Raw genomic sequence first — 18,749 nt, 5'->3', positions numbered from 1 at the left:
ACCTGTCGGAGGACCAGTGCCGCTGCTCTACACCATCGGCAAGCTCACCGTGGGGCCCGCGATGCGGTTGGCGTTCCGTCCGACCGTGGAGGGGTTGGAGCACGTGCCGGAGACCGGTGGAGCGATCTTCGCCGGTAACCACCTCTCGGTCGCCGACGAACTCTTCCTCGGTTCGGTGGTGCCGCGTCATCTGGCGTTCTGGGCCAAGTCCGAGTACTTCAAGGGCGTCGGCGTGAAGGGGAAGTTCTCGAAGTTCGTGCTCACCGGGCTCGGTGCGATCCGGGTCGAGCGGACCGGTGGACGGGCCGCGCTGTCCGCGTTCGACGCGGCTATCCCGGCGCTCAAGGCCGGTGAGCTGGTGGTGGTCTATCCGGAGGGGACCCGGTCGCCGGACGGTCGGCTCTACCGGGGCCGCACGGGCGCGGTGCGGCTGGCCGTGGGTGCGGGAGTACCGATCATCCCGGTCGGCACGATCGGTACGGAGAAGGTGCAGCCGGTCGGGGTCCGGATCCCGCGTCCCGGCGCCGGTAAGGTCACCATCCGGTTCGGCAAGCCCCTGGACTTCACCGGGCGTCCGAACGACAGCGCCTCATTGCGTGCCATGACGGACGAGGTGATGAGCGAGATCCAGAAGCTCACCGGCCAGGAGTACGTTTCGCGGTACGCGCCGATGCTGCGCGTCCAGCCGGATCAGCCCCGCCCCGACCCGGCCTGAGCCGGCAGCCCGGCCTGAGCCGGCAGCCCGGGCGGGGGCCGGCTCAGTTCCGGTCCGGGCTCACGATCCGGCCGCGCAGCTCGTCGAGCAGACCGGCGCTGTCCTGCAGGGAGAGACGGGTGAAGACCGCGGTGGCGATGCTGCCGTGGTCGACCGACGTGCAGACGACGACGGCGTCCCCGTCGGCCCGTCCCACCGCGCAGCGCTGGTGCCGGCCGCGTACCCCCGTGTCGACGGTCTCGGCGGAGCCGAGCTGGTACTGCTGCGCGAGCCGCGCGATCTCTTCGTCGGCGGCCGACTCCGGGTCGAGCCGGAAACCAGTGCCGCCGAAGACGGTCACCTGCTTGCCGTCCGGGTTCGTGTAGACGCCGGCGAAGGTGTCCTCGGCCAGCAGGTGCGCCTTGCGCACCTCCATCTCCAGCTGCCGGGCGGTCTGCGTGCTGGTGCCGTCCTGGCGCAACGACAGGTCGGAGACCTGGGCCGGGAGCGCGGCGTGGGCCGGGTACTGCGACCAGATCGGCAGGCCGTAGTACGCCGGACAGCCGCAGCAGCAGGCCAGGGCGAGCAGCAGCAGCCACGGCCAGCGGCGCCGCTTGCGGACCGGGACCGGGACGTACCCCTTCGGTGCGCGCCAGCCGGGCGGCGGCGCGGCCGGTGGCGGGGTGTCGCGTCGCTTCGACCGGCGCTGCTTCGGCGGCGCGGGTGGGGGCGGCAGTGGTCGCGATGCGGCGGCAGGTGGCGGCGCCGGTGGGCGGGCGGTGTGCTGCTGAGCCGGCGCGTTCGGCGCCGGGGGCAGCGGATGGCCGGGCGGCGGGTGGCCGGGCGGGGGTGCTGGCTGCGGAACCGGCTGCGGCGGTGGCGACACCGGCACCGGCGGACCGGAGTAGGGCCGGGTCGGCGCGGGAGCCGGGTACGGCTGCGTCGGCGGCAGGGGCGGCAGCGGCGGCAGTTCGCCGGAGGGCAGCTCCCAACCGCCGGTGTCCACTCCGGCCCACGGATCGACCGGCACCCGGTGTTCGGGCGGCTCGGGTGGCGGCGGCGCGGGGGTCGGCTCGGCCGACTCGCCCCAGGCGCGCCGCCGGGGCGGCGGTGGCGGCACCGGGGCGGAGCCGCTCCACCGGGGTGCCGGATCGGGCGCCTCGCCGACGGGCAGCTGCCGGGTGCCGGAGGGGCCGTCGGCCCGTGGCTCGTCCCGGGGTGCCGGAGCGGCCTCGCGGACGGGCAGCTGCCGGGTGCCGGAGGGGCCGTCGGCCCGCGACTCGTCCCCGGGTGCCGGAGCGGCCTCGTCGAGGTGGCGGGTGCCGTCGGGGCCGGCCGGTTCGGTGCCCGCACGGTCGTCGGTCACTGTCGGTTCGTCGAGACGGCGGGTGCCCTCGGCCCGGTCGGTCGGAGCGGGCTCCGTCGGGTCGGTGCCCGCCTGTCGATCCGTCCGGGTCGGTTCGTCGGGCCGGCGCTCGCTCCGCTGCGCCGGTGCGACCTCGTCGGGTGCGGAGCCGTCGACGGGCCGGTCGGCCGGCCCGGTGGTGGCAGTCGTGTCGGCGTCGGCGGGGAGCGCGGCGTCGGACGGCGCCGTCGGATCCACGGTGGCGGCCTCCGATGGTTCGGGGGAGGAGGTGGGCTGCTGCTGCCCGGGGGCGGCCGATTCACGGTGCGGCCCCGGGCTCGGGGGCGTCTCGTGGGCCGGTCGGTCCGCTTCCGGCTGCGGCTCCGGCATCCGGCAATCTCCTCTCGCGCCGAACCGAGGTTAGTACCGATGCGCCACGAGCGGGGAGTCGGGCCACCGCGTGCGGGGCGATGCTCCCGGTCGACGAGGGCGGAGGTGGGCGGGTCGACGACGACCGTGACGGCGTGTCACCGCCGCGCGCGTGGCCGCGCGGGGCGGGCGCGTACCCTTGGGCATCATGAGCGTCCAGTCCACGACGCCGCGCCCGGTCGCGGCCAACTCTGTTTGGCCCCGGTTGGAGCCGCTGCTGCCCCAGGTGACGAAGCCCATCCAGTACGTCGGTGGTGAGCTGGGGGCGGTGGTCAAGGACTGGGACGCCGCGGTGGTGCGCTGGGCGCTGATGTACCCGGACGCGTACGAGGTGGGTCTGCCCAACCAGGGTGTGCAGATCCTCTACGAGGTGCTCAACGAGCTGCCCGACGTGCTGGCCGAGCGGACGTACGCGGTCTGGCCCGACCTGGAGAAGCTGATGCGCACGCACGGCGTGCCGCAGTTCACCGTCGACGCGCACCGGTCGGTACGCGACTTCGACGTCTTCGGCGTCTCCTTCGCCACCGAGCTGGGTTACACGAATCTGCTCACCGCCATCGACCTGGCCGGCATCCCGATGCTCGCCGCCGACCGCACCGAGGCCGACCCGGTGGTGCTGGCGGGCGGGCACGCCGCGTTCAACCCGGAGCCGATCGCCGACTTCGTCGACGCCGCCGTACTCGGTGACGGCGAGGAGGCGGTGCTGGAGATCACCGCGATCGTCCGAGAGTGGAAGGCGGAGGGCTGCCCGGGTGGGCGTGACGAGCTGCTGCTGCGGCTCGCCCGCACCGAGAGCGTGTACGTGCCGCGCTTCTACGACGTGGACTACCTGCCCGACGGCCGGATCCAGCGGGTCGTGCCGAACCGGGCGGACGTGCCGTTCCGGGTGCACAAGCGCACGACGATGGATCTGGACGCCTGGCCGTACCCGAAGAAGCCGCTGGTGCCGCTCGCCGAGACGGTGCACGAGCGGTACGCGGTGGAGATCTTCCGGGGCTGCACCCGGGGTTGCCGGTTCTGCCAGGCCGGCATGATCACCCGGCCGGTGCGGGAACGCTCCATCACCACCGTGGGGCAGATGGTGCGGGAGGGTCTGGAGTTCTCCGGCTTCCACGAGGTGGGCCTGCTCTCCCTCTCCTCCGCCGACCACTCCGAGATCGGCGACATGTGCTCCGGCCTCGCCCAGCAGTACGAGGGCACCAACGTCTCGCTCTCGCTGCCCTCCACCCGGGTGGACGCGTTCAACATCGACCTGGCCCAGGAGCTGTCCCGCAACGGTCGCCGGACCGGTCTGACCTTCGCCCCCGAGGGCGGGTCGGAGCGGATCCGCAAGGTGATCAACAAGATGGTGTCGAAGGACGACCTCATCCGCACCGTCGTCACCGCGTACACCAACGGCTGGCGGCAGGTGAAGCTCTACTTCATGTGCGGCCTGCCCACCGAGACCGACGACGACGTCCTCGAGATCGCCGAGATGGCGCACGAGGTCATTCGGGCCGGCCGCGCGGCGACCGGTTCGAAGGACATCCGCTGCACGGTCTCCATCGGTGGGTTCGTGCCGAAGCCGCACACCCCCTTCCAGTGGGCGGCGATGGAGCGGCCCGAGGTGATCGACGGCCGGCTCCGGCTGCTCAAGCAGGCGATCAACGCCGACCGGTCACTCGGCCGCGCCATCGGCTTCCGCTACCACGACGGCGAGCCGTCGCTGATCGAGGGCCTGCTCAGCCGCGGTGACCGCCGGGTCGGCGCGGTGATCCACCGGGTGTGGGAGAACGGCGGCCGGTTCGACGGGTGGAGCGAGCACTTCTCCTACCAGCGGTGGGTGGACGCGGCGGCCGAGGTGCTGCCGGGGTTCGGCGTCGACCTGGACTGGTACACCACCCGCGAGCGCGACGAGCTCGAGGTGCTCCCGTGGGACCACCTCGACTCCGGGCTTGACAAGGACTGGCTCTGGCAGGACTGGCAGGACTCGCTGGGCGAGTACGAGCAGGACGACTGCCGGTGGACGCCGTGCTTCGACTGCGGCGTGTGCCCCGCAATGGACACCGAGATCCAGATCGGGCCAACCGGTAAGAAACTGCTCCCGCTCACCCCGGTCAACGGACTGAAGCTGCCCGCCGGCGCCGAGCAGTAGCGTCGAGACGTCTCCGCCCCGGCCGCGTACCGCCCAGAGCGCTGCGCCAGGATGGGGCGGAGACGCAGGTACCCCCGAGGAGCTCACGATCGCCAGAAAGCCTCAACCCGAGGGCGGCCAGGCACCCGTCGTCCAGCGGGTCCGGATCCGGTACGCCAAGCGTGGACCGCTCCGGTTCACCTCGCACCGGGACTTCGCCCGGGCCTTCGAGCGCGCGCTGCGCCGGGCCGGCGTACCGATCGCCTTCTCCCAGGGCTTCACCCCGCACCCGAAGATCTCCTACGCCTCCGCCGCGCCCACCGGCGTGGGCAGTGAGGCGGAGTACCTGGAGATCGGCCTGCGCGAGCCGGTCGATCCGGAGCAGCTGCGCGTGGCCCTGGACGCGGCGCTCTCGCCCGGCCTCGACGTGCTCGACGCCGTGGTGGCCGGCGGCGGGAGCCTCGCCGACCGGATCGAGGCGTCCCGGTGGCGGATCGAGCTGCCCGAGGTCGACCCGGCGACGGTGGAGCCGGCGGTGCGGGCCTTCACGGCCGCCGAGGAGATCCAGGTCGAGCGGATGACCAAGCAGGGGCGACGCACCTTCGACAGCCGTGCCGCCGTCATCGGCATCGATGTGCTCTCGCCGTCGGAGACGCCTTCCGGGGCACCGGCCGTACCGTGTGCGATACTCGAAGTGGTCGTGCGGCAGGTCACCCCGTCCGTACGACCCGATGACGTCCTTTCCGGCCTCCGCGTGGTGGCCGGCCTGGAGCCGCCGGTTCCGCCGAGAGTGACCCGGCTGGCTCAGGGCACGCTGACCGCGCAGGGCGAGATCGTGGATCCGTTGGATGCGGACCGCGACGGGGCAACCATCGGCGAACACTGACCGACGGTCGGTGTTCGAGTAGGCAGACTTCGGCGGTCGCGCACCTTGCGCACCGGCGGAACACCTTTTGCGGCGACCCTGCGTGGCAGCGCTCACCCGCGCCCGGGGTAGCCAGAACTGGAGAACGTCCATGCTCGAGAACGAGCCCGAGGGCGGCGAACGGACCGGTTCACAGCCGGCCGGCGACACCGCCGATCAGCAGCACGACGCCGTCGACCGGGGCGGAGTGGAGAGCCGCGTCGGCGCGGAGGGCGCCGAGGAGTCCGGCGCCGCCGAGGCCGCGCCGGTCCGGCGGCGTACCACCCGGCGGCGCGCCAAGCCGGTGACCGAGCCGGAGCAGGCCGACGCGCCCGTGGCGGCGTCCACCACCAGCGTGGGCAGCGCCGAGTCTCCGCAGGCGGAGGTCCTCGCGCCCATCTCCGGTGACTCCGACATCGCCCCGAAGACGCCGCGCCGACGCCGCAAGGCCACCGCCGCGAAGGCGGTCGAGGAGCCGTTGGTCGCGGAGGCCGTCGAGGAGGGCTCCGCGGAGCTCGTCCCGCCGGTCAAGGTCACCCGTACCCGTCGGCGGAAGGCCACACCGGCGGTCGAGCCGGCCGTGGCGACGCCGGCCGAGCCCGTGGCGGAGCCGCCGGCCGAGGAGCCGGCGACCGCGACGAGCGAGGAGCCGGGGGAGACCGGCGAGGCGCGGACGGCGGACGCGGAGCAGCCCGGGCCCGACACCGGCACCGAGGCGCAGTCCGGCGACGTCTCGCCCGGGGTCGCCGTGTCGCCCGCCCAGGAACAGCTCACCGAGGCTGCCGGGGCGGAGGAGCTGCCGCGTGGTCGCCGTCGGCGGGCCGCGCTCGCCGCGCCCACCGTGCTGTTCATGGCCCCGCAGCCGGAGTCGGAGCCGATCGTCCGGGCACCCGAGCCCGCGCCCGCCGAGCCGCCGGCCGCCGAGGAGGCGGCCGAGCCGGCCGAGCCGGCCCGCCGCCGTCGGCGTGGCCGCCGCGAGGCCGAGCTGGTGGAGACGGCCGAGGCGGAGCAGGAGCCGACCGAGGAGATCACCGAGGCCGAGGAGGCCGCCGAGGCCGAGGAGGACGAGGACGACACCCTCGCCGCCCGGCGCCGGCGTCGGCGCGGCCGTCGGGGTCGTGGCCGGGGCAAGGGCGGCGCCGACGAGGCCGACGAGGACGAGGCCGAGGAAGCGGCGCAGGCCGAGGTCGAGGCCGAGTCCGAGGCCGAGGAGGCCGACGAGGAGGACGAGGCCGAGGGCGGGGACGGGATGACCCGTCGTCGTCGCCGCCGTCGTCGTCGCGGTGCCGGTGACGTGGAGGCGGGCGCGGACGACGGCGTCCCGACCGTGGTCAAGATCCGTGAGCCGCGCCGGAGCGTGGACGAGGTCCAGGGCGTCTCCGGCTCCACCCGGCTGGAGGCGAAGCGGCAGCGCCGCCGCGACGGTCGGGAGCAGCGGCGTACCCGGCCGCCGATCCTCAGCGAGTCGGAGTTCCTGGCCCGCCGGGAGGCGGTGGACCGGGTGATGGCGGTACGCCAGCGCGGCGACCGCACCCAGATCGCGGTGCTCGAGGACGGCGTCCTGGTCGAGCACTACGTCACGCGCAACTCGTCGGGCACCATGGCCGGCAACGTCTACCTGGGCAAGGTGCAGAACGTCCTGCCGAGCATGGAGGCGGCCTTCGTCGACGTCGGCCGGGGCCGCAACGCGGTGCTCTACGCCGGCGAGGTCAACTGGGACACCACTGGCCTCGAGGGGCGGGCCCGCTCGATCGAGCAGGCGCTCAAGTCCGGCGACTCGGTGCTCGTGCAGGTCACCAAGGACCCGATCGGGCACAAGGGGGCGCGGCTCACCAGCCACATCGCGCTCTCCGGCCGGCACCTGGTCTACGTGCCGAACGGCAACGCGTCCGGGATCAGCCGGAAGCTGCCGGACACCGAGCGCAAGCGGCTGCGGGACGTGCTGAAGAAGCTGGTCCCGGACGGCGCGGGCGTGATCGTCCGTACCGCCGCCGAGGGCGCCAGCGAGGACGAGCTGGCCCGGGACGTCAAGCGGCTCCAGGCGCAGTGGGAGGACATCCAGGCCAAGGCGGCCGAGGGCGGCGCCCCGGTGCTGCTCTACGAGGAGCCCGACCTGGTCATCCGGGTGGTCCGGGACCTGTTCAACGAGGACTTCCGCGAGCTGGTCATCGAGGGCGACGAGGCGTACGACGTGGTCGAGTCGTACCTGTCGCACGTCTCGCCGGACCTGGTCCCCCGGCTGCGCCGGCACGCCGGCACCACGGACGTCTTCGCCGAGTACCGGATCGACGAGCAGATCCTGAAGGGTCTGGACCGCAAGGTCTTCCTTCCTTCGGGCGGTTCGCTGGTGATCGACCGCACCGAGGCGATGACCGTCATCGACGTCAACACCGGCAAGTACACCGGCTCCGGGGGCAACCTGGAGGAGACGGTCACCCGCAACAACCTGGAGGCGGCCGAGGAGATCGTGCGCCAGCTCCGGCTGCGTGACCTGGGCGGCATCGTCGTGATCGACTTCATCGACATGGTGCTGGAGTCGAACCGGGAGCTGGTGCTGCGCCGGCTGACCGAGTGCCTGGGCCGGGACCGCACCAAGCACCAGGTAACCGAGATCACTTCGCTCGGTCTGGTGCAGATGACCCGTAAGCGGATCGGCGCGGGGCTGTTGGAGGCGTTCAGCGAGACCTGCGAGTGCTGCAAGGGCCGCGGCGTGATCATCCACACCGAGCCGGTGCCGGAGAAGCCGCGCACCGGTGGGGCGGGGGAGAAGGTCAAGGCGGTGGCCTCCGCGGTCGTCACCCCGCCCGCCGAGTCGGGTGGCGCGACCCGCCGTCGGGCGCGCAAGTCGGCGGCCCCGGTGGAGCGCGCGGTGGCCGAGGTCACCGAGACCGATCCCGGCGCCGCCACCACCGAGGTGGACGCCACCACCCGCACGGCCGCCGTCACCGGCGCCGACACGACCGCGGGGCGCGACACCGAGTACTACGACACGATGGGCTACGACCTCTCCCGTTACGAGACGGCGACCGAGGCCGCCCCGGCGGTGGCCGACAGCCAGGAGGGCGACTCGGCCCGGCTGGCCGGGGCCGACGATCCGGACGCGCTCTCCGAGGAGGGCGACGAGGAGAGCACCACCCGGCGTCGCTCCCGGCGCGGCGGTGCCCGGCGGCGTACCCGCCCGTGACCTGACCGGTCGATCCACGCGTGGACGGCAGGGCCCCCACTCCGGCAGCATGAGGCCGGTGGGGGCCCGGCTCGTTCCCGGCGGGGCCCACCGGGCGAGAGGACCGCGGATGCGTCGGGTGCTCGTGGTGGTCGTGCTGGTCGCGGGCCTCTGGCCGGCCGTCGCCTGTACCTCCGAGCGGCCCGCCGCCGCGCCGAGCAACCCCGCCGGTCCGGGGGCGACCGCCGCCGCGACGGCGGGGGGCGGCGCTCCGACCGGCGGGAACACTCCGGCGGTGTGCGCAGCGGTCCGGCGGGCCGGCGAGGTCGCGGTCCGGACGTACGACGAGGAGTTGGGCCGGATGGTCGCGGCGACCGGCGCCGGCGACGCCACGGCCGCCGAGACGGCCCGCCGGCGTGCCGGGGACGCCCTCGCCGGCTGGCGTGCGGTACTGCGTGAGCAGTCGACCCGAGCCGCCGACCCGCAGTTGGGCGCACTCCTCGACGACCTGGGCGCCGAGGTGGCGGGGATGGTCGCCGACGTGGGCGGGTTCGACGAGACCGGGCTGGACCGCCTCCGGCAGCGCCTCGATCGGCTCTGCCCACGCTGATCCGCCGGGGCGGTTTGGGCTGCGGGGCGGACATGGCGTACGCTGACCTGCGGCGCACTCTTGTGTGCCGAGTTCCCGCGTGCCCGCGCCGCCGTGCCACTGCTACCCGGCGAGCCGCCGCGGGGACGACCACCAGCAGCCTCAACGACAGGGAGTCCGCCTCCGATGTACGCGATCGTCAAGACCGGCGGCAAGCAGTACAAGGTCGCCGAGGGCGACGTGATCGAGGTCGAGAAGCTCGCCGGTGCTCCCGGCGACGCGGTGAAGCTCGCCGCGGTGCTCCTCGTCGACGGTGACGACCTGGTGACCGACGCGGCCAAGCTCGCCGAGGTCGCGGTGTCCGGCGAGATCACCGCGCACACCAAGGGCCCCAAGATCCGGATCCACAAGTTCAAGAACAAGACCGGCTACCACAAGCGCCAGGGTCACCGCCAGCCGCTGACCCAGGTCAAGGTGACCGGCATCTCCAGCGGGAAGTAGGTCGTCCTCAGATGGCTCACAAAAAGGGTGCGTCCAGCTCGCGTAACGGCCGTGACTCCGCGGCCCAGCGGCTCGGCGTGAAGCGATTCGGTGGCCAGGTGGTCAGCGCCGGCGAGATCATCGTCCGGCAGCGCGGCACCAAGTTCCACCCGGGTGACCTGGTCGGCCGTGGCGGGGACGACACGCTCTTCGCGCTGTCCGCCGGTGCGGTCCAGTTCGGCACCAAGCGCGGTCGCAAGACCGTCAGCATCGTGCCGCAGCAGTAGTTTTCCGGCGAAGCGGGCCGCGGACCTGGTGTCCCGGCCCGCTTTGCTTTTCTCGTGCGGGGCGTTCCCCGCTGGAAGGATTGACAGCGTGACGACGTTCGTTGACCGGGTCGTCCTGCACCTGCAGGCCGGCGACGGCGGGCACGGCTGTGTCTCGATCCACCGGGAGAAGTTCAAGCCCTTCGGTGGTCCGGACGGTGGCAACGGCGGGCACGGCGGCAGCGTACGGCTGGTCGTCGACCCGCAGGTGCACACGCTGCTCGACTTCCACTTCCGCCCGCACGTGAAGGCGCCGAGCGGCAACGGCGGCGCCGGGTCGAACCGGGACGGCGCCAACGGCGGCGATCTGGTGCTCACGGTCCCCAACGGGACGGTGGTGCTCGACCAGGACGGCACCGTGCTCGCCGACCTGGTCGGCGCCGGCACGACCTTCGAGGCGGCGCGCGGCGGTCGGGGTGGCCGGGGCAACGCGTCGCTGGCCAGCTCCCGGCGCAAGGCGCCGGGCTTCGCCGAGCTCGGTGAGCCCGGCGAGCACCTCGACGTGGTGCTGGAGCTGAAGAGCGTCGCGGACGTCGGCCTGGTCGGCTTCCCGTCGGCCGGCAAGTCCTCGCTGATCTCGGTGATCTCCGCGGCCAAGCCGAAGATCGCTGACTACCCGTTCACCACCCTGGTGCCGAACCTCGGCGTGGTCCGGGTCGACAGCCACACCTTCACCGTCGCCGACGTGCCGGGCCTGATCCCCGGCGCGGCCAGCGGCAAGGGGCTCGGCCTGGAGTTCCTCCGGCACATCGAGCGCTGCGCGGTGCTGGTGCACGTCGTCGACACCGCGACCCTGGAGCTCGACCGGGACCCGCTCGCCGACATCGACGCCCTCGAGGCCGAGCTGAGCGAGTACGGCGGCCTGGCGGACCGGCCCCGGCTGGTGGCGCTCAACAAGATCGACGTCCCGGACGGCCGCGACCTGGCCGAGATGGTGCGGCCGGACCTCGAGGCGCGCGGCTTCCGGGTCTTCGAGATCTCCACCGCCACCCGCGAGGGGCTGAAGGAGCTCACGTTCGCCATGGCGCAGCTCGTCGAGGAGAACCGCGCGGCGACGCCGATCATCGAGCCGACCCGGATCGTGATCCGGCCGACCGCGGTGGACGACGCCGGCTTCACCATCGAGGCGGAGTCGGACGGCTCCTACACCGTCCGCGGCTCGCGCCCCGAGCGCTGGGTCCGCCAGACGAACTTCGACAACGACGAGGCGGTCGGCTACCTCGCCGACCGGCTGGCCCGGCTCGGCGTGGAGGAGAAGCTCGCGAAGGCGGGCGCCCAACCCGGTGATCTGGTCCGGATCGGCGAGCGCGAGTTCGACTGGCAGCCGACGCTCTACGCCGGAGCGGAGTTCGTTCCCAACGTGCGCGGGGCCGACCAGCGGCTGGAGGAGAAGTCGACGCGGGCCAACGCGGCCGAGCGGCTGGCCGCCCGGAAGGCGCGCCGTCAGCGGCCGGCCGACGAGCTCGGGACCGAGACGTCCGCCGACGCCGATGCGGCGGCCGAGGACGTCGACGACGCCGAATAGCTCGGTACCGTCCGCGATCGGGTCGTTTCATGGAAACCTGGCGGAAATCCGTCCGGCCTACCGTGAAGCGATGCTGATCGAGTTCCGCGTCGCCATCGATCCGGAGATCGCCGCCCTCGTCACCGCCCAGCAGCGTGAGCTGCGCGAGGCGGACGGCGGGCTGGACGGCCAGGCGACCGAGACCCATGACGGCATCCGGTACCTCGCCGTCGTGGTCAACGGTCGGGCGGTCGCCTGTGGGGGCCTCCAGTCCCTCGACGCGGAGACCGGCGAGATCAAGCGGATGTACGTCCGGCCGGCGTACCGGGGGCGGGGCATCGCCCGCCAGCTGCTGGCCGCGCTGGAGGAGTTGGCGTACCAGCGGGGGCACAGCACCATCCGCCTGGAGACCGGCACGTACCTGCCGGCCGCGATCGGGCTCTACACCTCCTGCGGTTACCAGACCATTCCGACCTACGGCGAGTACGTCGGCAACCCGTACAGCGTCTGTTTCGCCAAGCGGCTGCCGGTGCCGGCCTGACCGGCGGCGGCCCAGGTCGCCGCTCGGGCGGCTACCGACGGCTCAGGCGCCGGTCTCGGCGTGCGCCCGGGTGACCGGCTTGGACTCCGGTGACGAGTGCTGACGCAGGAAGATGCTCAGCACGACCAGGGTGCCGACCGCCAGGAACTCGCTCTGCCAGTTCTGCATGGACTGGAACCAGAAGTCGCTGGTGCCGAGGAACTGGAGGGAGCTGATCGGCGGGGCGCCGCTCTGCAGCGCCTGCTCGGCGTTGTACTGCGCGGTGCCGCCGAAGAGGTGCCCGACGAAGGAGCCGGCGAAGATCAGCAGCAGGGCGATGGAGAGGCTGTTCCGGTAGATCACCAGCGGTAGCCCGCCGTGGCGTACCGGCCAGGGTGAGGCCGCGGTGGCCCGGCGCTCGTCGTCCTCGGGGCGGTCGGTCTCGTCCTCCGGCTTCGACTCCGCCGACCCCCGCTGCACCAGGTACGCGGTGAGCAGGACGTAGCCGCCCATCTGCAGGAACTCCGACTCCCAGTTCTCGAAGACCGCCTCGGCGAAGTGCCCGGTGGCCAGGTACGCCGGCCAGCTCAACGGGGCGGCCCCGAACTCGGTCAACTCCTCGTTGTGGCTCTGCCAGCCGAACACGCTCTGCAGTGCCAGGAAGACGAAGAACGCGCCGAACATGGCGACTGCCAGGGCGTTCTTCCGCAACCAACGCGGCATCTCGACCTCCTCGGCGCTGCTCCGGCAACTCTCCGTTGCCCAACCGGCTCAGCGGGCAAACCGGACCAGTCCGCCCCGGCGCGGGAGCACCCGTTCGGGTGACGGCGCCGGACAGGGGCGACCGAGCGGTCGGTGGCGGCACGCGAGGCGTACCAGCGGCGTCTGCGGCGGCGCGACGTCAGCGGCGTTCGGCGGGGGCGTCCAGGCGCCCGCCGGTGCCGTACCGGTTGGAGAGCAGCAGGCCGAGGACGAGCATGCCGAAGCCGAAGCCGAGGTGCAGCCAGTTGTCGGCGTTGTTCACCGGCAGGAAGTTCGCCGCGCCGTCCTGGTTGATCGCGAAGCCGAAGAGCCAGACGCCGAGGTAGAACGTCCCGCCGCCGGCCAGGAAGAGCCGGGCGCCGGCGATGGTCCGGGCCATCACGAGGCCGAGCAGCCCGAAGAAGAGGTGTACCGCGTTGTCCAGGATCGAGATCTGGAAGACGTTGAAGAGCATGGCCTGCGAATTGCGCCCGGCGCCGGAGAGCTCGTCGTAGTTGGTGGTGACACCGGGAACGAAGCCGAACGCGCCGATGACGAGGAAGAACACGGCGACCGTCACGGCGGCCAGCTGCACGTTGGGCCTGGGCCGTGCCGGTCGGCCGGCGCGCGCGTCCCTTGCCATCGATGCCACCTCCGGAGATTCAGACCCGCCGACGGTCGGCCGGCCGCTGGCCGTGCGGACCGTTCACCTCACGATCCGAGGCGGTGACGTGACGCGGCCCAGCGATGCCCCATTTTCGAGTCGGCGTGCCCGGTGGCGCAGAGGAATGCGAGAACAGGTACGACGGTGGCGGCCGGGACGGGTGACTCGACGGGCGGCGCGGCCCCCTGCCCGTCGCTCCACAGCTCGATCGTTTCGTCGTGCCGAATCCGGTCAGGCGGTGCGGCGTACGCCGGTGATGACGAATCCGCTCGGCGGCAGGGCCGGCATCCGGCGCAGGCTCACCGCCAGGTCCTGCGGTGGTACGTCGTACCGCATCCGGCTGGTCAGGTTGGTCACCGCGCGCTTCATCAGCTCGATGGTGATCCACTCGCCGGCGCAGCGGTGTCCGGTCGCGTGGTCCCCGCCGCCCTGCGAGATCAGCGCGAACGGGTCCGGTGGCCCGCCGTCGAAGCGCTCCGGCCGGAACCGCTCCGGTTCGGGCCAGAGCGCCGGATGGTGGTTGGTGCCGTACAGGTCGAGCAGGACCCGACGGCCGCGTGGGAAGTGGTAGCCCCGCCAGACGAAGGGGCGTCGTACCCGCGCGGCGGCGGCCGGGAAGAACGGGTAGTACCGCCGCACCTCCTGGACGAACCGCTCGGTCGCCGCGTCGTCGTCGCGCACCCGTTGCCGCCACTCGGGGTGGTCGTGCAGGGCGAGCGCGGCGAAGACCACGAACCGGTCGACGGCGACGGTCGGCCGCAGCAGGTTGAGCAGTTCGACGGCGGCGATCCGGCGGGGGAGCGCCCGGCCCCGCTCGTCGCGGTGCTCGGCGACGACCCGCAGCGCGCTGCCGGCGGGGGCGGGCACTGCGCCACTGCGGGTGCGGTCGACGAGGCCGGCCAGCCAGCGTTCGCCCCGGCGTCGGGCGAGCAGCCCGCGCCAGTGTCCCGGGCCGATCGCCGCGCCGCCTCCGATCATGGCGTGCAGGTCGCCGGCGCACCGGTCGACCTGCGCGTCGGGCAGCGGCACGCCGGCCCAGGCGCAGACCGCCCGGGTGAGCATCCGGCCCAGCTCGGGGTAGAGCACGACGCGGCCGGCACCCGCCCAGCGCGAGAGGTGGGCCTGCCACTCGTCGTCGAAGAGTTGGCCCAGGCGGCGGAGCGCGGTCGGGGTCATCAGCGACAGGAGCATCTCCTTGCGGGCCCGATGCGCGGCGTCGTCGAGCCCCTGCACCCCGCCGCGCCCGGTCAGCGTCCGCTGCACGCGCATCGGCGTGGCCTTCGCGCGTTCGAAGCGGTCCGTGTCGTAGAAGAGCGCCGCGGCGTCCCGCCCGCGTAGGCAGATGGTCGGCCGCAGCAGCAGCCGGGTCTGGAAGATGTCGCCGCCGTGCCTGTCGCATCGCGAGCCGATGAACCGGTAGCCGTCGCGGAGCAGCGCGAGGGAGCTCTCCGGACTCCGGTCGGCCGGGATGCTCGCCATCGGGGCCTCCTGACGCGGGTGGCGGCGGGGCCTCCGGGCGGGTGGCCCGTCGGCCGACTGCCGTCTACCCCGGTCCGGGGCGGCTGAATCCCGCGCGGCACCCGGAGTCGGCGTCGGCCGGCCGCTTCGGCCGCGGGCCGTGCGTCGCCTTGCGGGCGCCGAGCGGCGGCGGACGGTCGGGGGGGAGGGGCCAGCGGACGACGACGTCCGCTGGCCCCTCCCAGGAGCGCGGAAACCTGGTTCGCTTCGGTGAGCGGCGCGGCCTCGCGGAGCGTCGCCCGGTGCGGCGCGGGGTGCGGCGCACCTGCGGAAGCAGGATCACGGGGAGGCGCAATGCGGGGTAGCAGCTCGTCGCGGTGGGGGCGGACGACCGGGGCGCCCGGCGGCCGGCCGGGCCCGGGGCGCGGCCCGGGCCCGCTCGGCCTCGCCCTCGGCGCGGCGGAGGCGCCGCTGATCGCTCCACCACGGCGGCCCGCGCCGCCACCCCGCCATTTCACGGTGCACCTGGGCTTCACTGCGCCGGGCCCCGCGCAGGCCCGTGAACTGGCCGTCGGCTACGCCGAGGCGTTGAGCCTGCTCCGGCCCGAGCTGGCGCTCGGTGCGGCGGCGCTCTCCCCGGCCGACGCCTGGCACCGGGCCGAACGACTCTTCTGCGGTGCGGTCGGCCCGGACGCCGAACACTGTGTCGACGTGGCCGGTCACCCCGGCTTCCACCACGCGGCAGGCCCGGGTGGCCTCGGCTGGGGCGACGGGGACTCGTGACCGGCCGTACCGCGCGGGGCCGTCGCGACGGGTCCACCCCGTCGCTCCGGCGGCCCGCGCCGGTCGCCTCCGCGCCCGGGTGTCAGGCCAGGTCGAACTCGCCGTCCTGGGCGCCGGCGACGAACGCGTCCCACTCGTCCTGGGTGAAGACCAGGACCGGCCCGTCCGGCTCGGCGGAGTTGCGCATGCCGATCAGGTCGTCGACGAAGGCGACCTCCACGGCGCCGTCGGTGGCGTCACCCTCGGCCCGCTGCCAGACCGCCCGGGACAGGTCGAAGTCTCCCTTGGGGTGCTGAGCCATGGTCAATCCTCCAGTGCACGCGTCGAAGCCGGGGAGCGCATACCGATCCCTATCGGGCAGGATAAGCGGATGCCCAGCCTTACCCGTGTAGAGGCGACCGCGCGTGGCGCGGCGATTACCGTCGAGTCCTACGAAGTGGACCTCGACCTGACCGGTGATGGGGAGCTGTTCCGTTCCCACGTGACGATCCGGTTCCGGGCGGCCGCGGGCACCGAGACCTTCGCCGAGGTCAAGCCGGCGAAGCTGCTGGCGGTACGGCTCAACGACGACGAGCTGGACCCCGCCGGGCTGACCGACAACCGGTTGCCGTTGCCGGGGCTGCGTGAACGCAACACGTTGACCGTCGAGGCCGAGATGGCGTATTCGAACACGGGCGAGGGCATCCACCGCTTCGTCGACCCGGCCGACGGCGAGACCTACCTCTACGCCATGTCGTTCCTCGACGACGTGCAGCGCATCTTCGCCGCCTTCGACCAGCCCGACCTGAAGGCGCCGTTCAGCCTCACCGTCACCGCCCCCGCGGAGTGGACGGTCGCGGCGAACGAGCGGGTCGTGGCGACCCCTCGACCCGGGCGTTGGGAGTTCGCCCCGACCCGGCCGCTCGCCACGTACCTCTTCACGCTGATCGCCGGGCCGTACCACGTCCGGCGGGACGAGCACGACGGGATCCCGCTCGCCGTCTACTGCCGTCGTTCGCTCGCCGAGCACCTCGACGCCGACGTCGAGGAGATCTTCACCGTCACCAAGCAGAGCTTCGACCGGTTCCACGAGCTCTTCGCCGAGCGCTACCCGTTCGGCAAGTACGACCAGGCGTTCGTGCCGGAGTTCAACGCGGGCGCCATGGAGAACCCCGGCCTGGTCACCTTCCGCGACGACCTCGTCTTCCGCTCCGCGGTGACCGACACCGAGCGCGAGCGGCGGGCCAACACCATCGCGCACGAGATGGCCCACATGTGGTTCGGCGACCTGGTCACCATGCGCTGGTGGGACGACCTCTGGCTCAACGAGTCCTTCGCCGACTACCTGGGCACCCGGGTGACCGCCGAGGCGACCCGGTTCGACCACGCGTGGACCACGTTCGCGCTGCGCCGCAAGGCGTGGGGATACGCGGCCGACCAGCGCCCCTCCACGCACCCCGTCGCCCCGCGCGAGGTGGCCGACGCCGCCCAGGGCCTGCTGAACTTCGACGGCATCTCGTACGCCAAGGGCGCGAGCGTGCTGCGTCAACTGGTCGCCTGGCTCGGCGACGACGCGTTCCTGGCCGGGTTGAACCGGCACTTCGCGGCGCACCGGTTCGGCAACGCGACCCTCGCCGACCTGCTCGCCAGCCTCTCCGCGGCGAGCGGTCGTGACCTCGGCGACTGGGCCGAGCGCTGGCTGCGGCAGGCCCAGGTGAACACGCTGCGCGCCGAGGTGGCCGTCGACGCGGACGGGCGCTACCAGGAGGTCGCCGTGGTGCAGACCGCCCCCGAGTCACACCCGGTGCTGCGTCCGCACCGGATCGGCGTGGGCCGGTACGCCGCCGACGGCACCGTCGACCGGATCGACGTGGACCTCGCCGCCGACGCGCCGCAGGGCCGGACGGTGCTGCCCGAGCTGACCGGCGTGCCGGCCGCCCGGCTGCTGCTGCCCAACGACGGCGATCTCACGTTCGCGAAGGTCCGCCTCGACCCCGCCTCGGCGGACGCCGTGCGGCTGCTGCTGCCTGCTCTGGCCGACCCGCTGGCTCGGGCGCTGCTCTGGCGCGAGGCGCTGGACGCGGCGACCGACGGGGAGCGGCCGGTGAGCGGCCTGGTCGCGCTGATCGCCGCAGCGCTCCCCGCCGAGACCGAGGTGATCATCGCGGAGGACCTGCTGACGCAGAGCCGTTCGCTGGTCGACCGCTACCTCGACGACACGACGCGCGAGGCGTCGCTCGCCCTGATCGCGGAGGCCTGCGCGGCTCTGCTGCACGGCGCGCCGTCCGGCGGATCGCTCCAGCTCGCCGCCGCGCGCGGGCTGATCGACGCCAGCAGCGACGCCGACCTGCTGATCGGCTGGCTCGCCGGCCGGGCGGTGCCCGCGGGGCTCGCCGTCGACGCCGAGCTGCGCTGGGCGGTGCTGCGCCGGCTGGTGGTGCTCGGCGCGGCCGGCGAATCGGAGATCGCCGCGGAGGCCGCGGCCGACCAGAGCGCGGCGGGCGCCGAGCGGGCCGCCGCGTGCCGTGCCGCGCTGCCCGACGCGGACGCCAAGCGCGCCGCCTGGGAGATCGTCGTACGCAACACGGAACTCTCCAACCGGCTGGTCGAGGCGGCCGCGGAGGGCTTCTGGCAACCCGAGCAGGCGGAGCTGACCGCGCCGTACGTCGAACGGTTCTTCGCCGACATGCCGGCCGCCGCGCGGCTGCGTACGCCCTGGACGGCCGACCGGGTGGCCGGCCGCGCCTTCCCCAGGTACGCGGTGGCGCAGCCCACCCGGGAGGCGGCCGCGGCGCTGCTGGCGCGCGACGACCTGACGCCCGGCCTGCGCCGGGTGGTCACCGACGCCGACGACGACCTGCGCCGGGCGTTGGTCGCCCGGACGGCGATCGCGGCCGCCGCCGCCTGACCGCCGCCGCCTGACCGCCGCCGCCTGACCGCCGTCGGCCGGCGCGGGGGCACCCGGCCGGCGTCGCCACGACCGGGCTGTGAGGTGTGCGACCGGCCGTAACCCGCCGGTCGCCACCCGGCCACGGCGTGGTGCGGGCCACGTCACCA

16 protein-coding genes are annotated in these 18,749 nt (G+C 73.5%); 11 read left to right on the top strand and 5 right to left on the bottom strand.

Annotated elements, in window-relative coordinates; genetic code table 11:
- Positions 1 to 16 precede the first annotated feature (16 nt).
- On the top strand, positions 17 to 715 hold the full coding sequence (locus tag D7147_RS17420) for a lysophospholipid acyltransferase family protein (RefSeq protein WP_120678847.1): 699 nt from the start codon (positions 17 to 19) through the stop codon (positions 713 to 715).
- Positions 716 to 758: 43 nt separating this feature from the next.
- Here D7147_RS17420 and D7147_RS33105 read toward each other — a convergent pair whose 3' ends face one another.
- Complete coding sequence (locus D7147_RS33105) at positions 759 to 2,429, bottom strand: hypothetical protein (RefSeq protein WP_407663359.1); 1,671 nt, start codon at positions 2,427 to 2,429, stop codon at positions 759 to 761.
- A 187-nt stretch (positions 2,430 to 2,616) separates the two neighbouring features.
- Here D7147_RS33105 and D7147_RS17410 point away from each other — a divergent pair, with 187 nt between their 5' ends.
- The 8 genes from D7147_RS17410 (at position 2,617) to D7147_RS17375 (ending at position 12,088) form a co-directional block, all read left to right on the top strand.
- Positions 2,617 to 4,602 (top strand): TIGR03960 family B12-binding radical SAM protein, encoded by a 1,986-nt coding sequence (locus D7147_RS17410; protein WP_120678975.1) that lies wholly within the window; start codon positions 2,617 to 2,619, stop codon positions 4,600 to 4,602.
- A 145-nt stretch (positions 4,603 to 4,747) separates the two neighbouring features.
- The gene (locus tag D7147_RS17405; protein WP_120678845.1) at positions 4,748 to 5,467 is read left to right on the top strand and encodes a TIGR03936 family radical SAM-associated protein; all 720 of its coding nucleotides are present in this window, start codon (positions 4,748 to 4,750) and stop codon (positions 5,465 to 5,467) included.
- A 130-nt stretch (positions 5,468 to 5,597) separates the two neighbouring features.
- Positions 5,598 to 8,669 carry an Rne/Rng family ribonuclease gene (locus tag D7147_RS17400; RefSeq protein ID WP_120678843.1) on the top strand — a complete coding sequence of 1,024 codons (3,072 nt, stop codon included), beginning with the start codon at positions 5,598 to 5,600 and terminating at the stop codon, positions 8,667 to 8,669.
- 109 nt (positions 8,670 to 8,778) lie between these two features.
- Complete coding sequence (locus tag D7147_RS17395) at positions 8,779 to 9,258, top strand: hypothetical protein (RefSeq protein ID WP_120678841.1); 480 nt, start codon at positions 8,779 to 8,781, stop codon at positions 9,256 to 9,258.
- A 165-nt stretch (positions 9,259 to 9,423) separates the two neighbouring features.
- Positions 9,424 to 9,738, top strand: a complete 315-nt coding sequence (gene rplU, locus D7147_RS17390; protein ID WP_120678839.1) for a 50S ribosomal protein L21 — start codon at positions 9,424 to 9,426, stop codon at positions 9,736 to 9,738.
- Between the two features lie 11 nt (positions 9,739 to 9,749).
- A complete protein-coding gene (rpmA, locus tag D7147_RS17385; RefSeq protein WP_120678837.1) occupies positions 9,750 to 10,004 on the top strand; it encodes a 50S ribosomal protein L27 in 255 nt (84 codons plus the stop codon).
- An 88-nt stretch (positions 10,005 to 10,092) separates the two neighbouring features.
- Positions 10,093 to 11,568: a GTPase ObgE gene (gene obgE, locus D7147_RS17380; protein ID WP_120678835.1), complete on the top strand. Its 1,476-nt coding sequence runs from the start codon at positions 10,093 to 10,095 to the stop codon at positions 11,566 to 11,568.
- 70 nt (positions 11,569 to 11,638) lie between these two features.
- Positions 11,639 to 12,088 carry a GNAT family N-acetyltransferase gene (locus D7147_RS17375; protein WP_120678833.1) on the top strand — a complete coding sequence of 150 codons (450 nt, stop codon included), beginning with the start codon at positions 11,639 to 11,641 and terminating at the stop codon, positions 12,086 to 12,088.
- Positions 12,089 to 12,130: 42 nt separating this feature from the next.
- Here the strand turns inward: D7147_RS17375 and D7147_RS17370 are convergent, their stop codons facing one another.
- The 3 genes from D7147_RS17370 to D7147_RS17360 all read right to left on the bottom strand — a co-directional run bounded on the left by D7147_RS17370 (position 12,131) and on the right by D7147_RS17360 (position 14,951).
- On the bottom strand, positions 12,131 to 12,790 hold the full coding sequence (locus D7147_RS17370) for a DUF6766 family protein (protein WP_120678831.1): 660 nt from the start codon (positions 12,788 to 12,790) through the stop codon (positions 12,131 to 12,133).
- Between the two features lie 178 nt (positions 12,791 to 12,968).
- Complete coding sequence (locus tag D7147_RS17365; RefSeq protein ID WP_120678829.1) at positions 12,969 to 13,451, bottom strand: DUF4383 domain-containing protein; 483 nt, start codon at positions 13,449 to 13,451, stop codon at positions 12,969 to 12,971.
- A gap of 252 nt (positions 13,452 to 13,703) precedes the next feature.
- Positions 13,704 to 14,951, bottom strand: a complete 1,248-nt coding sequence (locus D7147_RS17360) for a cytochrome P450 (RefSeq protein ID WP_120678827.1) — start codon at positions 14,949 to 14,951, stop codon at positions 13,704 to 13,706.
- Positions 14,952 to 15,284: 333 nt separating this feature from the next.
- On the opposite strand from D7147_RS17360, the gene D7147_RS17355 reads away from it, so the two are divergent.
- Entirely contained in the window at positions 15,285 to 15,713 is a 429-nt protein-coding gene (locus tag D7147_RS17355) for a hypothetical protein (protein WP_233563174.1), read from the top strand.
- A gap of 82 nt (positions 15,714 to 15,795) precedes the next feature.
- Here the strand turns inward: D7147_RS17355 and D7147_RS17350 are convergent, their stop codons facing one another.
- Positions 15,796 to 16,014, bottom strand: coding sequence for a DUF397 domain-containing protein (locus tag D7147_RS17350; protein ID WP_120678825.1), 219 nt, complete (start codon positions 16,012 to 16,014; stop codon positions 15,796 to 15,798).
- Positions 16,015 to 16,083: 69 nt separating this feature from the next.
- Here D7147_RS17350 and pepN point away from each other — a divergent pair, with 69 nt between their 5' ends.
- Positions 16,084 to 18,600 carry an aminopeptidase N gene (gene pepN, locus D7147_RS17345; protein ID WP_120678823.1) on the top strand — a complete coding sequence of 839 codons (2,517 nt, stop codon included), beginning with the start codon at positions 16,084 to 16,086 and terminating at the stop codon, positions 18,598 to 18,600.
- The last annotated feature ends 149 nt before the right edge of the window (positions 18,601 to 18,749 follow it).

It is taken from the genome of Micromonospora musae (assembly GCF_003626545.1).
Classification (GTDB): domain Bacteria; phylum Actinomycetota; class Actinomycetes; order Mycobacteriales; family Micromonosporaceae; genus Micromonospora; species Micromonospora musae.
Note: the sequence above shows the minus strand (reverse complement) of the source record. Positions and strands in the feature narration are given on the sequence as shown.

What these genes read in the sequence shown, in the direction of transcription:
- D7147_RS17370 (WP_120678831.1), bottom strand. Translation starts at nt 12,790, where the DNA reads ATGCCGCGTTGGTTGCGGAAGAACGCCCTGGCAGTCGCCATGTTCGGC.
- D7147_RS17410 (WP_120678975.1), top strand. Translation starts at nt 2,617, where the DNA reads ATGAGCGTCCAGTCCACGACGCCGCGCCCGGTCGCGGCCAACTCTGTT.
- D7147_RS17355 (WP_233563174.1), top strand. Translation starts at nt 15,285, where the DNA reads ATGCGGGGTAGCAGCTCGTCGCGGTGGGGGCGGACGACCGGGGCGCCC.
- rpmA (WP_120678837.1), top strand. Translation starts at nt 9,750, where the DNA reads ATGGCTCACAAAAAGGGTGCGTCCAGCTCGCGTAACGGCCGTGACTCC.
- D7147_RS17360 (WP_120678827.1), bottom strand. Translation starts at nt 14,951, where the DNA reads ATGGCGAGCATCCCGGCCGACCGGAGTCCGGAGAGCTCCCTCGCGCTG.
- D7147_RS17365 (WP_120678829.1), bottom strand. Translation starts at nt 13,451, where the DNA reads ATGGCAAGGGACGCGCGCGCCGGCCGACCGGCACGGCCCAGGCCCAAC.
- D7147_RS17350 (WP_120678825.1), bottom strand. Translation starts at nt 16,014, where the DNA reads ATGGCTCAGCACCCCAAGGGAGACTTCGACCTGTCCCGGGCGGTCTGG.
- rplU (WP_120678839.1), top strand. Translation starts at nt 9,424, where the DNA reads ATGTACGCGATCGTCAAGACCGGCGGCAAGCAGTACAAGGTCGCCGAG.
- D7147_RS17375 (WP_120678833.1), top strand. Translation starts at nt 11,639, where the DNA reads ATGCTGATCGAGTTCCGCGTCGCCATCGATCCGGAGATCGCCGCCCTC.
- pepN (WP_120678823.1), top strand. Translation starts at nt 16,084, where the DNA reads ATGCCCAGCCTTACCCGTGTAGAGGCGACCGCGCGTGGCGCGGCGATT.
- D7147_RS33105 (WP_407663359.1), bottom strand. Translation starts at nt 2,429, where the DNA reads ATGCCGGAGCCGCAGCCGGAAGCGGACCGACCGGCCCACGAGACGCCC.
- D7147_RS17395 (WP_120678841.1), top strand. Translation starts at nt 8,779, where the DNA reads ATGCGTCGGGTGCTCGTGGTGGTCGTGCTGGTCGCGGGCCTCTGGCCG.
- D7147_RS17400 (WP_120678843.1), top strand. Translation starts at nt 5,598, where the DNA reads ATGCTCGAGAACGAGCCCGAGGGCGGCGAACGGACCGGTTCACAGCCG.